This is a genomic window from Variovorax sp. RKNM96 (assembly GCF_017161115.1).
Lineage (GTDB): Bacteria > Pseudomonadota > Gammaproteobacteria > Burkholderiales > Burkholderiaceae_C > Variovorax.
This window is the reverse complement of record NZ_CP046508.1, coordinates 839,234-853,298: the sequence shown is the minus strand read 5'-3', so window position 1 is coordinate 853,298 and position 14,065 is coordinate 839,234. Positions and strand designations below refer to the sequence as shown.

The window sequence follows — 14,065 nt, the reverse complement described above, 5'->3', positions numbered from 1 at the left end:
ATCCCGATACGCGAAGCCGCCCCGCTATCTGACGAAAGGACACTAGAAAACCTCTGCCGCTTGCAGAAGACACCCGTCTTCGTCCTTCTTCGACAGGACCGGTGCCCCTCCCACATCCGGCCATCGAATACCGACAGCGGGGTCGTTCCAGACAATCGCGCGCTCGTGGGCGGGCGCGTAGTAGTCGGTGGTCTTGTAGAGGAATTCCGCGGTCTCGCTCAACACCAGGAAACCGTGCGCGAATCCTGCCGGCACCCAGAGCTGCTTGTGGTTGTCTTCGTTCAACTCGACACCCACCCATTTGCCAAAAGTCGGCGACGACTTGCGGATGTCGACGGCCACGTCGAACACCGCACCACGCACCACCCGCACGAGCTTGCCTTGCGGCTGCTGGACCTGGTAATGCAGCCCCCGCAGCACACCCTTGGCCGATCGCGAATGGTTGTCCTGCACGAAGTCGACATGCTTGCCGATCGCTTCGTCGAAGGCCTTCTGGTTGAAGCTTTCGAAGAAGAAGCCCCGTGCATCGCCAAACACCTTCGGCTCGATCACGAGCACGTCAGGAATCGAGGTGGGCGTGGCCTTCACGAGCGCACCTCGTCGTTCAGCAGGTGCTTGAGGTACTTGCCGTAGCCGCTCTTTTCCAGCGGCGCCGCGAGCTTTTCGAGTTGCTCGGTTGAGATGAAGCCATTGCGCCATGCGATCTCTTCGGGGCATGCGATCTTCAGCCCCTGGCGGTGCTCGAGCGTGGCAATGAACTGCCCGGCTTCCAGCAGGCTGTCGTGCGTACCGGTATCGAGCCACGCATAGCCGCGCTGCATGATCTGCACGTTCAGCTGGTCGAGGTCGAGATACGCCTGGTTGACCGCGGTGATCTCGAGTTCGCCGCGCGCGCTCGGCTTCACGGCCTTGGCGATGTCGACGACCTGGTTGTCGTAGAAGTAGAGGCCCGTGACCGCATAGCTGCTCTTGGGCTTGAGCGGCTTTTCTTCGATGCTGCTCGCCCTGCCCTTGGCATCGAAGGCCACCACGCCGTAGCGCTCGGGGTCGTGCACGTGGTAGGCGAACACCGTCGCACCCGAGGTCTTGGCGTCGGCATCGGCCAGCAGATGGGCGAAGTCGTGGCCATAGAAGATGTTGTCCCCCAGCACCAGCGCACTCGGGTCGTTGCCCACGAACTTGTCACCGATGATGAACGCCTGCGCCAGACCATCCGGGCTCGGCTGCACCGCGTACTGCAGGTTGATGCCCCATTGGCTGCCATCCCCCAGCAGTTGCTGGAAACGCGGCGTGTCCTGCGGCGTGCTGATGATCAGGATGTCGCGCATGCCGCCCAGCATCAGCGTGCTCAGCGGGTAATAGATCATCGGCTTGTCGTACACCGGCAGCAGTTGTTTGCTCATGGCAAGCGTCGCGGGGTGCAGGCGGGTGCCCGAGCCACCGGCGAGGATGATGCCTTTGCGTTGCGTCGTCTTGGTCATGGGGTGTTCGTGTCTCTCTTGCTCTGCGAATATCAGAAGGTTTCGCGCAACATGCGGGCGACGCCGGACTGCCACTCGGGCAGCACGAGGCCGAAGGTCGATTGCAGCTTGGTGGTGTCCAGGCGCGAGTTGTGCGGCCGCCTGGCCGGCGTCGGGAATGCCGTGGTGGGCACGGGCTCGACCGCTTCGGGGCCGGCCTTCAGTTCCACGCCCGCCGCCTTGGCCTGCTCGATCACGAAGCGCGCATAGCCGTGCCACGTGGTCACGCCACCGGCCACCGCGTGATAGAGCCCGGCCTTGGACGGGTCCTGCAGCGTCGCGCGAATCGCGTGCGCGGTGATGTCGGCCAGCAGTTCCGCGCCGGTGGGCGCGCCGAACTGGTCGTCGATGACGGTCAGCTTGTCGCGCTCCTTGGCGATGCGCAGCATGGTCTTGGCGAAGTTGCCGCCGCGCGCGGCATAGACCCAGCTGGTGCGAAAGATCAGGTGCTTCGCACAGTGCTTTGCCACCAGTTGCTCGCCTTCGAGCTTGGTGCTGCCGTAGACGCTGAGCGGGCCGGTCGCATCGTCTTCTTTCCACGGCTTGCTGCCGCTGCCGTCGAAGACGTAGTCGGTCGAGTAGTGAACCATCAGCGCGCCGATCTGCTGCGCGGCTTCGGCCACCACGCCGGGCGAGGTGGCGTTGAGCTTGCGCGCGAACTCGGGCTCGCTCTCGGCCTTGTCGACCGCGGTGTGCGCTGCGGCATTGACGATGACGTCGGGGCGCACCTTCAGCACTGTCTCGGCCAGCTGCTCGGGGCGACTGAAGTCGGCGTTGAAGTCGGTGCTGTCGAAATCGAGCGCCACCAGTTCGCCCAGGGGCGCGAGGCTGCGTTGCAGCTCCCAGCCGACCTGTCCGCCCTTGCCCAGCAGCAGCAGCTTCATGCGGTGGCCTTCGCCGGTGCGGCGTCGTATTGCTTCTCGACCCACTCGCGGTACGCGCCGCTTTGCACGTTGCGCACCCACTCGCCGTTCGCGAGGTACCACTCGACCGTCTTGCGGATGCCGCTGTCGAAGGTCTCGGCAGGTTTCCAGCCGAGTTCGCGCTCGAGCTTGCGTGCGTCGATCGCGTAGCGGCGGTCGTGGCCGGGGCGGTCGGTCACATAGGTGATCTGTTCCTTGTACGGCTTGCCGCCGGCCTTGGGGCTCAGCTCGTCGAGCAGCGCGCAGACGGTGTTGACGATCTCGATGTTGGGCTTCTCGTTCCAGCCGCCCACGTTGTAGGTCTCGCCGAGCTTGCCGGCTTCGAGCACGCGGCGGATGGCGCTGCAGTGGTCCTTCACGTAGAGCCAGTCGCGCACCTGCATGCCGTCGCCGTACACGGGCAGCGGCTTGCCCGCCAGCGCGTTGACGATCATCAGGGGAATGAGCTTCTCGGGGAAGTGGAACGGCCCGTAGTTGTTCGAGCAGTTGGTGGTGACCACCGGCAGGCCGTAGGTGTGGTGCCAGGCGCGCACGAGGTGGTCGCTGGCGGCCTTGCTGGCCGAGTACGGGCTGTTGGGCTCGTACTTGTTCTCTTCGGTGAAGGCCGGGTCGGTCTTGGAGAGCGAGCCGTAGACCTCGTCGGTCGACACATGCAGGAAGCGGAAGGCGGCCTTCTGGTCGGCCGGCAGGGCATTCCAGAAACCGCGCACGGATTCGAGCAGGCGGAAGGTGCCCAGCACGTTGGTCTGCACGAAGTCTTCGGGGCCGTGGATCGAGCGGTCGACGTGCGATTCGGCCGCGAAGTTGACCACGGCACGCGGCTTGTGCTCGGCCAGCAGGCGGTCGAGCAGCGCGCTGTCGCCGATGTCGCCCTGCACGAAGATGTGCTTCGGGTTGTCCTTGAGCGATGCGAGCGTCTCGAGGTTGCCCGCGTAGGTCAGCTTGTCTAGGTTCACGACCGGTTCATCGCTCTGTGCGAGCCAGTCGAGTACGAAATTGGCGCCAATGAAGCCTGCGCCGCCGGTTACCAGGATCATGGGGTCCCCTGTTGTTGTCGAACGATCGCCCTCCGGCGAATGAACGGATGATTATCCCATCGGCCCAAGGGCCGAAACTCCCGGGGTTGGCGCATTGGCAGTGCCCACCTACAATCGCCCCACTGCAGGAGAGCGGGCCACCCCGGTGGCCCTACCGAAGGCGCAAACTCCCATAAACGCTCAGGTCGGCCCGAACAGGGGGTCAGTACTGCATCACATCAAACGCCGTCTGGAGAGCCATCGCACCCGCAGGGATCGCGATGCACCGAAGGAGCAAACCCGTTGCGAGGCGCAGCGGGTGAATCTCTCAGGTACCGAGGACAGGGGGAGCGGCAACTTGGACGGCGGACGTCCGGTTGCTTGCTATTGAATCAATAGCACACCACGCCCGCCATTCAAGCGCTGCACCTCAAAGGTACTTGCAATGCGCGTGATCGTTCTTGGCGCCGGCCTGCTCGGCGTGACCTCGGCTTACTACCTCCAGCAACTCGGCCACGAAGTGACCGTGATCGACCGGCAGGCCACCCCGGCCGCCGAAACCAGCTTCGCCAATGGCGGGCAGATCTCCGTCAGCCACGCCGAACCCTGGGCCAACCCCAGTGCGCCGCTCAAGGTGCTGCAGTGGCTGGGCAAGGAAGACGCCCCCCTGCTCTTTCGCATCCGCGCCGACATGCGCCAGTGGCTCTGGGGCCTGCAGTTCCTGCGCGAATGCACCCCGGCGCGCACGAAGCACAACATCGAGCAGATCGTTCGCCTGGGCACCTACAGCCGCGACACGCTGCAGCAGTTGCGCCGCGACACGGGCCTGAGCTACGACCAGCGCACGCAGGGCATCCTGCATTTCTATACGACGCAGAAGGAGTTCGACGGCGCGCTCAAGCCGGCCGAGCAGATGCGCGCCCTCGGCTGCGAACGGCTGGTGATCTCGGCCGACGAGGCCGTGAAGATCGAGCCCGCCCTCGCCCACATCCGCCCCCAGCTGGCCGGCGCCACCTACACGGCCGAAGACGAGTCCGGCGACGCCAACCGCTTCGCGCGCGAACTGGTCGGCCTCGCGGCCGCGGCCGGCGTGAAGTTCCTCATGAGCCACACGGTGACCGCGCTGCGCGAAGCCGGCGGCAGCATCGACCACGTCGAGGCCACCGACAACGAAGGCCGCTTCCAGCGCATCCGCGGCGACGCCTTCGTGCTCGCGATGGGATCGCTGAGCCCGCTGTATGCCGCGCCGCTGGGCATCCGCCTGCCGATCTACCCGGCCAAGGGCTATTCGGTGACGCTGCCCGTGAAGGATGCGTCGAAGGCGCACCAGGTCTCGCTGACCGACGACGAGTTCAAGCTCGTGTTCTCGCGCTACACATCGGAATCGGGCGATCGCCTCCGCATCGCCGGCACGGCCGAGCTCAACGGCTACGACCGCGACCTGAACCGCGTGCGCTGCGAAGCCATCGTGCGGCGCGTCGAGGAGTTGTTCCCCGGCGCCGGCGACACCGAGCAGGCGCAGTTCTGGACGGGCCTGCGCCCCGCGACGCCGAGCAACGTGCCGATGATCGGCAAGACCAAGCTGCCGAACCTGTACCTGAACACCGGCCACGGCACGCTCGGCTGGACGCACGCCTGCGGCTCGGGCAAGTCGATCGCGCGGATCGTGAGCGGGCTGGCACCCGAGGTGGACTTTGCGTTCACCGGCATGCCGGCGCCGGCGCCGCGAATCGTGCAACCTGCACTGGGCTGACGACTGCCCCCTGCATCACGCCTTGAAGGTGATCCAGGGTTTCAGCCGCACGGCGCAACGGATCAGGCCCGCGCTTTCCTGTGCGTCGATCACCGCGCCGATGGGCTTGTAGGCCTGCGGCGCCTCCTCGATCCTGCGCTCCTCGCGCAGGGTCACGCATTGCCAGCTGGCGTTCTCGTCCTGGTTCGCGGCACCGCGCAAGGCACGCACTTCCTGGCGCCGCATCCGGCGGCCGGCGCCATGGCTGCACGACCACAACCAGTCCTCATGACCCAGGCCGGTCGCCAGGTACGAGTGATCGCCCATCGAACCCGGAATCAATGCCAGGTCTCCTTCGTGGGCCGGCGTTGCGCCCTTGCGATGGATGTTCATCCCGCGCTCGCGCAGCACCACGTTGTGCGGCACGTCGACCACGAGCTTCGAGCCCGTCGCGCCCAGCAACTCCGCCATGTCCTTGCGCACCAGCTCGGCCAGCACGACACGGTTGGCCCAGGCATAGCGGGCCGCCACGCCCATCGCCTCCAGGTACTCCCCGGCCAGCGGACCAGACAGCCCATACAGGCCGCTGCGTGGATGGCGCAGGCCCTGCGGCCATTCGGCCTTCGCGCGGTCCATCCAGCGCCCACCGACGTAGAAGCCGATGTCGCGCGAACCGCTGTGAATCATCACCACCACTTCGTCGGCCTTGAGGCCGGCGCGGTAGGCGGCGTGCCGGTCCATCACCTTGTCGACCACCTGCAGCTCCACGAAGTGGTTTCCGCTGCCCGGTGTGCCGAGGCATGGGTCTCGAAAAACTTCGTGGCGCGCGCCGACGTAGGCCTGCGGTGCATGCCGCGCATTGCCGCCGAAACTCGCAAGGCCGATGCAGCGGTCGATCTCCGACTGCAGCCGGTCGCGGTCGCAGGACGACCAGAGCCCCTCGCCCTGAACGGCATCCAGAAATGCGGCCGGTCCCACATCGAACAGCGCCTTGAAGGCCGTCGTGTGCACGGGCACGTCGCGGCCGTTGTCGAGCAGGCTCCGGGTGAGGCGTTCGATGAGCCGTGTCTTGTGCGGCGCCACCTGGTCCAGGGTGAGGCCGGTGGTCAGGAGGCGCATGCCGCAGTTGATGTCGGTGCCCACCGCCGCGGGAATGACGAAGTCCGCATCGGTCGCCACGACGCTCCCGACCGGCGCCACGGAGCCCGGATGGAAATCGGGCGTCGCGCAGGCCTTGCAGACGCCCTTCTCGCCATCGGGCGAGCGGACGCTGGCAAAGGCCAGCAACTGGTTCACCGCCTTCTCTTCCAGCGGCAGGCTTTGCGGCAGAAGCACCGTCGCCTGTGAAACCTCGTTGTGCAGGTGATAGACGCCGTCGCGATAGTCGACGGCGATGCCGGCGCGCGAAAAGGCGCGCTGGAGTCTCGAAAAATGATTGCTGCTCATGGCTGCTGTTCCATTGGGGAAACCGTGTCGGTTTCCAGCCCCGGCCAGCGTTGCGTGGCGAGGCGAAAGAGATCGACCGCGCGCCTCGGGGCGCACGGATCACTCTTTCTTGCAGCAGCAGAGATTCAAGAAAGCGGGCGGATTCTAGCGACGGCCGTCGCGATCGAAAACCCGGCCGTCGTTTTTTCGCCCGTCAGTCCTTGCTGGTGAACACCGTCAACACGCCGGTGTAGCCATACAGGTGATGCCGGGCGATCTCGCCCGCGGCGAAGAAGCCGACCAGCGGCACATCGCCCAGCGCATGGCGCACGATCTGCAGCTCGGCGCCCGGTGCGCCGAAGTGCGGCCCGCCGCGCCCCGAGCAGCTCACGTACACCGCGCCCGCGATACGGCGCGCGGGGTGCGGCGCAGCCTCCGCTTCGCCGGCGGCCACGGCGCGGGCGGTAGCCAGCGTCTGCTCTTCCGGCTCCAGCTCTTCACGAATCTCCGCGCAGATACGCATCAGGTCGGCCCGCGCAGCCTGCGCATTGCGGCGGCAGAAGGTCAGCCGCATGCCGGCCTCGGCCGTGTCGGCGATCGCGATGCCGCGGCGCGTCGGGTCCAGGCCGATGATGTGGCGCACCAGCACGTCGGCGCCCAGGTCGCCGGTGCGGCGCACGCCGTCGCTGCCCGCATCGGCCAAACCGACCAGCGTGTTGCGCACCGCGTCGATGGCCTCCTGCGGGCGGTCGAGCGACACCTGCAGGTCGGCCAGCAGCACGTCGAGTGCGGGCTCGCCGTCGAGCTTGAGCAGGAGGTTGCCGTCGGCCTCGGTGATCTCGCGCTCGCGCACGCCCGAGCGCAGCGGCTGGCAGCCCTGCGTGACGCGCGACACCAGCCGCACGCCTTCGCCGAACACCACGCCCGACAGGCCGCCCGAGAACACGCCACCCGCCGCGCCATGGCCGCGGATGTTGCCGTTGCCACCGACCGCGAACTGCAGCGCGCCGCCGCGGCCCGACGAGAGTCCGCCGAAGAGATAGCCGGTGTCGACGCGGCCGGCCATCTCGCCGATCAGCTCGGTGAGGTCGGGCGTCGCGGGGTCCGCGTGGACGAGCGCGGTGTGCGCCTCGAACCCGCTCATCTCCGAATTGCTCAGCGGCGCCACGCCCGAGAACACGCGGTACTGGTCACTGGGCAGCGCGCAGAGCATGAGGCTCATGCCCGGTTCGTCGAAATATTCGGCGTTGTTGGCCGAGACGCCGATGCCGACCGTGCCCGACCAGTCGGTCACCTCGGGCAGCTCGGCGCTCAGGTGATCGAGGATCTCCTGCGCCTCCGCCGCGTAGTGGTCGGTGATGTAGAGCAGCCCGAGCGTCGGCGACGACGCGTAGTCAGGCAGGGCCATCTGTGCGCGCAACTGGGCCAGCACGAGGCCGGCCGCCATGCGCCATTGCGGATGGGTGGCATGACCAGTGGGAAACAACTTCATGATGCGTGCCAACCCGTTCTCTTCAAAAGTGGAATGTGTAGGACGTCAGCGGCGGCCGGTGGTTCGCTTGCGCGCGGCGGTCGACGTCTTTTTCTTCGCGGCGGGCGTTGCCACCTTCTTTGCCGCGGTTTTGGCAGCGGGCTTCCTGGCGGCAGCCGTCGTCTTGCCCATCACCTTGCCGACCGCATCGGCCAGCGGCTGGGCCATGGCAGGGACCTTGAGCTGCGCCGCGTCCTGCAGCGCCGTGCTCGCGATCTGCTGGAACTGCTCGGTCAGCGAGCCCCACCATTGCATCGGATCGACCACGCCTTCGGCTGAGGCCGACTTGCCCGAGGCGGACTTGCCGCGCGGCTTTTTCCTGGACGCGGGTGCTTCTTCTTCCTCGATCTCGGCTTCGTCTTCTTCCTCGACCGGCTCGGGCTCCGGAGCAGGTGCGGCGGCTGCAAAGGGCGACGGTGCGGGCGCGGCAGTGGCGGCCGCGGCCTGCTTGGTGAACACGCTCGCCAGGTCTTCCATCCGCACGTTCATGCCGCGCAGGGTCGAGAGCGTCATCTTCTGCACCTCGAGCGCCTGGATCGTCGCCTTGAGCGCATGGCCGTTCTGCTCGAGCCAGTACTGCACGGTCTTGAGTTCCTGGATGCGCTTGTCGACCTCCTCCACGCTCAGCGTGGGCGCTACCCAGCTCGCCAGGCTCGGGATGCCCGGCACCGACGATGCGGCGCCGGTGCCCGCTGCGGCGCCCCCGGCCAGGTTCTTCAGGAAGTCGAATCCGGGGACGAACTGGCTGAAGTTGAAGGGTTGGCTGGCGTTGGTCATGCGGGAGGTCTCCTGGCTGGGTTTTCTTGTGCTGCCAGCTTACTCCAAGCCTCCCGCGTCCGGCCTCAAAGCTCGCTTCTGACCTTGCTGAAAACCTTCCAGAAGGTTGCATCCTGCGAGGTCGCGAAATTGATCCGCATCATGGTGCTCGGCGGCCGGCGCGCATGGAACAGCGAGCCCGGCGCCAGCAGGTAGCCCTGGTCGAGCATGCGCTGGGTCAGCGCATCGGTATCGACGCCCGTGTCGACCCAGCCGAAGAGCCCCGCCGGCTCCGAGGCGAAGGTGCAGCCGTGCGACATCGCGAGCTTCACCGCCCGCCCGCGCGCGCCGTCGAGCCGGATGCGTATGCGGTCCGCATGCCGGCGCAGCTGGCCCTGGTCGATGCACCACGACAACGCCCGCTCGAACAGCGTGGGCGAGGTCAGCGTGGCCAGGAGCTTGGTCTCCAGCAGGCGCTCCTTCAGCGCGGGCGACGCGGCCAGGAAGCCGATGCGCCAGTTGGGCGCGATGATCTTGGCGAAGCCGCTCACGTAGACGGTGCGCTGCAGCCCGTCGAGCGCGCTCAGCCGCGTGGCGTGCTCGGGCGCGAGATGGCTGTAGGTGTCGTCCTCGACGATGTGGAAGTCGTGCTCGTTCGCCAGCTTGAGCACCCGGTGCGCACTGCCAGGCGTGAGGCTGTAGCCCGTCGGGTTGTGCAGCACGCTCACGCTCACGAAGAGCTTGGGCTTGTGCAGCACGCAGTACTGCGCCATCACCTCCAGGTCGGGCCCGTCGGCGCGGCGCGGCACCGGCAGGATGCGCATGCCCAGCGCCTCGAGCCGCGCGAATTCGAGCGCCCAGCCGGGCTCCTCGACCATCACCGGATCGCCCGGGCGCAGCAGCGTGCGGCTCACGATGTCCAGCGCATGGGTGGCGCCGATGGTGGTGATGATCTGGTCGGGCGCGGCCGGCACGTTGATGCCCACCAGCTTCTGCGAGAGGCTGCGGCGCAGGCTCATGTCACCGGAGGGCTCGCCGTACTGGAGCGACAGTTCCTGCAGCACCGCTGTACTGGTCATGCGCCGCACGGCCGTAGGGATGAAGGTGGACGACATCCAGTCCGGCGGGAACACGCCCATGCCGGGCTGCGGCTTGTCGCTCGGGCGGTGGAACATGCTGCGGATCAGCGAACTCGCGTCGGCCGGTACACGCGAGGCCATCATCTGCACGGCCATCGCCGCCGGCATGTCGCTCACGCCGACGGCGTCGGGGGCCTTGCCCGAACGGCCGTCCTGCATCTGTTGCGCCGAATCGCGCACGTAGAAACCGCGCTGGCGGCGGGCCTCGACAAGCCCCTGCGCGAGCAGCTGGTCATACGCGGCGACCACCGTGTACGGGCTCACGCCCTGCTGCCGCGCGCATTCGCGCACCGAGGGCAGCCGGGCGCCGGGCGGCAGCAGCCGGGTGCGGATGCGCTCGGCCAAGCGGTCGGCCAGCTGGCCGGTCAACGACTGGGTGGAGGTTCGTGTCAGCATGCTGTGTCGATGGCTTCACCAATACAGATGCCCTGTTTGTCCGGCCATCTGTACTGGAACTGTAATGGTCTCAAGTTTAGAGTCTGTGTCATGAACTGGCAAGAATTCACCGCGCTGCTGGTGCTGGCCACGGCGATGAGTTTTTCGCCCGGTCCCAACACCACGCTTTCCACCGCCCTGGCGGCCAACGGCGGCCTGCCGCGCGCGATGCGCTTCGTGGTCGCGGTGCCGATCGGCTGGACGCTGCTGCTGGCGATCTGCGCGGCCGGCCTCGGCGCGCTGGTGGTGGCGGTGCCGCCGCTGCGCCTGGCGATCAAGGCGCTGGGCATCGGCTACCTGCTGTGGCTGGCCTGGAAGCTCAGCGGCAGCGGCACGCTGGGCAAGGCCGATGGCGCCAGGCTCAACGTCGGTTTCGGCCAGGGCGTGATGCTGCAGTTCGTCAACATCAAGGCCTGGCTGCTCGCGCTCACGCTGGTGGCCGGGTGGATCGCCGGCCAGCCCGATGCGCTCTCGCGCTTCGCCATCGTCGCGCCGGTGATGCTGTTCTATGCCTTCACCAGCAACTTCGCCTATGCGCTGGTCGGCGCGCTGCTGCGCGACTGGCTCGCCAAGGGCAAGCGCCTCCTGTGGTTCAACCGCGCAATGGGCCTGGTGCTGGTGCTCACGGCGTGGTGGATGGTGAGCGTATGAGCCGCAAGCTCGACATCAAGGACGAAACGCTGGGCATGTGGCTCGGCGTGATCGGCGTCGCCATGTTCGCCATCACGCTGCCGATGACGCGGCTGGCCACCGGCTCGCAAGATGCACCGCAGCTCTCGCCGTGGTTCGTGACGCTCGGGCGCGCGGCGCTGGCGGGTGTGCTGTCTGCCATCTTCCTGCTCGTCACGCGCTCGCCGCGGCCGGCCGCGCACCAGTGGAAGCCGCTGGGCATCGCGGTGCTGGGCAACTGCATCGGCTTTCCGCTGCTGCTGGCGTATGCATTGCGAGTGGTGACGGCCAGCCATGCGGCGGTGGTGACGGCGCTGCTGCCGCTGGTCACGGCCGCCGTCGCGGCATGGGTGCTGCACCAGCGCGCGCGACTCGGCTTCTGGCTCTGCGCCATCGCGGGCAGCCTGCTGGTGGTGGTGTTCTCGGTGCTGCGCGCGAGCCAGAGCGGCCATGGCTTCGGCTTCGAATGGGCCGACCTGCTGCTGGTGGGCGCGGTCATCGCCGCATCGTTCGGCTACATCTACGGCGCGCAGGTCACGCCGTCGCTGGGTGCCGAGCGGGTGATCTGCTGGGTCTGCGTGATGGGGCTGCCCTTCACGCTGCCGGCCACGCTGGCGCTGTGGCCAACGCAGCCGATCGCCACGGCGTCGTGGCTGGGCTTTGTCTACGTGGGCATGTTCTCGATGTGGATCGGCTTCTTCGCCTGGTACCGGGGCCTCGCCCTCGGCGGCGCGCTGCGCGTGAGCCAGACGCAGCTGCTGCAGCCCTTCCTGTCGATCCTCGCGTCGATCCCCATCCTGGGCGAACCGCTCGATGTGGTGACGCTCGGCTTTGCCATCGCCGTGGTCGCCACCGTGGTCATCGGCAAGCGCCTGTCGCAGCCACCGGCCGCGCCCGCCGCAGCGCCGCTCCCCGCGGGCGCGGCCGGAAGAAGCCGATGACCCCGCCCCTTCGCGCCGGCTGCAACAAAATCCCTGTTGCATCCCTTGGCGACCTGCCATCGAATCTCACCTCACCCGCTTGAAAGAAGAACCACCATGAACTGGAAACTCGCCGCCCGCGCCGCCAAGATGAACCCGTCGGTGCTGCGTGAAATCCTCAAGGTCACCGAACGCCCCGGCATCATCAGCCTGGCCGGTGGCCTGCCCTCGCCCAAGACCTTCCCGATCCAGGCTTTTGCCGATGCCTGCGCCGAAGTGCTGCACAACGACGGCCAGGCCGCGCTGCAGTACGCCGCGAGCGAGGGCTACGCCCCGTTGCGCCAGGCCGTGGCCGACATGCTGCCGTGGAATGTCGATCCTGCGCAGGTGCTCATCACCACCGGCTCGCAGCAGGGTCTCGATCTCGTGGCCAAGGTGCTGATCGATCCGGGCAGCAAGGTGCTGGTCGAGACGCCTACCTACCTCGGCGCGCTGCAGGCCTTCGGCCCGATGGAGCCGAACCCGATGAGCGTGGCGAGCGATGAAGACGGCGTGATCGTCGAGGACCTCGTGGCCAAGGCGAAGGACGCACGCTTCGTCTACCTGCTGCCCAACTTCCAGAACCCGACGGGCCGCACCATGACGGAAGAGCGCCGCGCCGCCGTCTCGGCCGCTGCCGCCGAGGCGGGCCTCCCGATCATCGAAGACAACCCCTACGGCGAACTCTGGTTCGACGAAGCCCCGCCGCTGCCGCTGACCGCGCGCAATCCCGAAGGCTGCATCTACCTGGGTTCGTTCTCGAAGGTGCTGGCGCCGGGCCTGCGCCTGGGCTTCCTGGTCGCGCCGAAGGCCATCTACCCGAAGCTGCTGCAGGCCAAGCAGGCCGTCGACCTGCACACGCCGATCTTCACGCAGCGCATGGTGTCGGCCGTGATGAAGGACGGTTTCCTCGACCGCCACGTGCCCACGATCCGCGCGCTCTACAAGCGCCAGCGCGACGCGATGATCGCCGCGCTCACCCGCGAGATGGCGGGCCTGGACGTGAAGTTCAACGCGCCCAAGGGCGGCATGTTCCTGTGGGCGCGCCTGCCCGAGGGCATCGACACCGTGAAGCTGCTGCCCAAGGCCGTCGAGCGCAACGTGGCCTTCGTGCCCGGCGCGCCGTTCTACGCGGGGCTGGGCGATCCGCGCACGCTGCGCCTGTCGTTCGTGACGGCCAGCGTGGAAGAGATCGACACCGCCATCGCGGCGCTGGCGCTCACGCTGCGCGAAGAGCTGGCGCTGCTCGGCGAGCACAAGCTCGCGCCCGCATCGGTGTGAGGGGACGGGAACGATGATCGGCATCGCGACGCTCTCGCTCTTCCTGCTCGCCGTGCTGGCGCTGTTCCTCTCGCCCGGGCCGAACATGGCCTTCGTGCTCTCGCATGGCGTGGCACACGGTCCGCGCGGCGGGTTCGCGGCGGCGATCGGCATCTCGGCAGCCGACCTGGTGCACACGCTCTTCGCGGCGACCGGCGTTACCGCGCTCGTGGCCGCATGGCCGCCGTCGTTCGACGTGCTGCGCTATGCGGGCGCGCTGTACCTGGTGTGGCTCGCGGTGCAGGCCCTGCGCCATGGCGGCCTTCGCATGGATGCGCAGGCCCAGCCCGCCGGGTTCGGCCGCATCGTGCGCATGGCGCTCCTGAACAACCTCGTCAATCCGAAGGCGCTGCTGTTCTTCATGGTGTTCCTGCCGCAGTTCGTCGATCCGGCGCGCGGCAGCGTGGCGCTGCAGCTGGTGCAACTGGGCGTGGTGCTGTCGGTGGCCGCGCTCGCCTTCAACACGCTGTTGGGCGCCTGCAGCGGACAGGTCGGGCGCTGGCTGCAGCGCCGGCCCGGCGCCGAAAAATTCCAACGGACCCTGCTCGCGCTGGTGATGATCGGCCTGGCCATCCGCCTGCTGATGCTCGACCGACCCGCCGCCTCCGTGGCCGCACTTCCCGCACAAGGACACTGAACC

The 14,065-nt window shown here is 67.6% G+C and carries 13 protein-coding genes and 2 riboswitches; of the genes, 5 read left to right on the top strand and 8 right to left on the bottom strand.

Going from position 1 to position 14,065, the window contains the following annotated elements; all coding sequences use genetic code 11:
* Positions 1–42: 42 nt before the first annotated feature.
* Genes rfbC through rfbB form a run of 4 tightly spaced genes read right to left on the bottom strand, consistent with a single transcriptional unit; the run spans position 43 to position 3,480 of the window.
* Positions 43–588, bottom strand: coding sequence for a dTDP-4-dehydrorhamnose 3,5-epimerase (gene rfbC / locus GNX71_RS03870; RefSeq protein WP_206177103.1), 546 nt, complete (start codon positions 586–588; stop codon positions 43–45).
* Entirely contained in the window at positions 585–1,481 is an 897-nt protein-coding gene (gene rfbA / locus GNX71_RS03865) for a glucose-1-phosphate thymidylyltransferase RfbA (protein WP_206177102.1), read from the bottom strand. The genes rfbC and rfbA overlap by 4 nt, the downstream gene beginning before the upstream one ends.
* 32 nt (positions 1,482–1,513) lie before the next feature.
* Positions 1,514–2,404, bottom strand: coding sequence for a dTDP-4-dehydrorhamnose reductase (gene rfbD / locus GNX71_RS03860; protein ID WP_206177101.1), 891 nt, complete (start codon positions 2,402–2,404; stop codon positions 1,514–1,516).
* Complete coding sequence (gene rfbB / locus GNX71_RS03855; RefSeq protein WP_206177100.1) at positions 2,401–3,480, bottom strand: dTDP-glucose 4,6-dehydratase; 1,080 nt, start codon at positions 3,478–3,480, stop codon at positions 2,401–2,403. Before rfbB ends, rfbD begins: the two co-directional genes overlap by 4 nt.
* A gap of 115 nt (positions 3,481–3,595) precedes the next feature.
* Positions 3,596–3,688, top strand: a riboswitch (glycine riboswitch).
* 11 nt (positions 3,689–3,699) lie between these two features.
* Positions 3,700–3,814: riboswitch (glycine riboswitch) on the top strand.
* 90 nt (positions 3,815–3,904) lie between these two features.
* On the opposite strand from rfbB, the gene GNX71_RS03850 reads away from it, so the two are divergent.
* Entirely contained in the window at positions 3,905–5,212 is a 1,308-nt protein-coding gene (locus tag GNX71_RS03850; protein WP_206177099.1) for a D-amino acid dehydrogenase, read from the top strand.
* A 15-nt stretch (positions 5,213–5,227) separates the two neighbouring features.
* Here the strand turns inward: GNX71_RS03850 and GNX71_RS03845 are convergent, their stop codons facing one another.
* The 4 genes from GNX71_RS03845 to GNX71_RS03830 all read right to left on the bottom strand — a co-directional run bounded on the left by GNX71_RS03845 (position 5,228) and on the right by GNX71_RS03830 (position 10,438).
* Entirely contained in the window at positions 5,228–6,637 is a 1,410-nt protein-coding gene (locus tag GNX71_RS03845; RefSeq protein WP_206177098.1) for an RtcB family protein, read from the bottom strand.
* Positions 6,638–6,830: 193 nt separating this feature from the next.
* Positions 6,831–8,108, bottom strand: coding sequence for an FIST C-terminal domain-containing protein (locus GNX71_RS03840; RefSeq protein WP_206177097.1), 1,278 nt, complete (start codon positions 8,106–8,108; stop codon positions 6,831–6,833).
* Between the two features lie 45 nt (positions 8,109–8,153).
* A complete protein-coding gene (locus GNX71_RS03835; RefSeq protein WP_206177096.1) occupies positions 8,154–8,924 on the bottom strand; it encodes a PhaM family polyhydroxyalkanoate granule multifunctional regulatory protein in 771 nt (256 codons plus the stop codon).
* Positions 8,925–8,989: 65 nt separating this feature from the next.
* Complete coding sequence (locus tag GNX71_RS03830) at positions 8,990–10,438, bottom strand: PLP-dependent aminotransferase family protein (RefSeq protein WP_206177095.1); 1,449 nt, start codon at positions 10,436–10,438, stop codon at positions 8,990–8,992.
* A gap of 90 nt (positions 10,439–10,528) precedes the next feature.
* Here GNX71_RS03830 and GNX71_RS03825 point away from each other — a divergent pair, with 90 nt between their 5' ends.
* The 4 genes from GNX71_RS03825 (at position 10,529) to GNX71_RS03810 (ending at position 14,062) form a co-directional block, all read left to right on the top strand.
* Positions 10,529–11,128 (top strand): LysE family translocator, encoded by a 600-nt coding sequence (locus tag GNX71_RS03825; RefSeq protein WP_206177094.1) that lies wholly within the window; start codon positions 10,529–10,531, stop codon positions 11,126–11,128.
* The gene (locus tag GNX71_RS03820; protein WP_206177093.1) at positions 11,125–12,087 is read left to right on the top strand and encodes a DMT family transporter; all 963 of its coding nucleotides are present in this window, start codon (positions 11,125–11,127) and stop codon (positions 12,085–12,087) included. The genes GNX71_RS03825 and GNX71_RS03820 overlap by 4 nt, the downstream gene beginning before the upstream one ends.
* A gap of 96 nt (positions 12,088–12,183) precedes the next feature.
* Positions 12,184–13,386: a PLP-dependent aminotransferase family protein gene (locus GNX71_RS03815; RefSeq protein WP_206177092.1), complete on the top strand. Its 1,203-nt coding sequence runs from the start codon at positions 12,184–12,186 to the stop codon at positions 13,384–13,386.
* Between the two features lie 13 nt (positions 13,387–13,399).
* The gene (locus GNX71_RS03810) at positions 13,400–14,062 is read left to right on the top strand and encodes a LysE family translocator (protein WP_206177091.1); all 663 of its coding nucleotides are present in this window, start codon (positions 13,400–13,402) and stop codon (positions 14,060–14,062) included.
* Positions 14,063–14,065 lie beyond the last annotated feature (3 nt).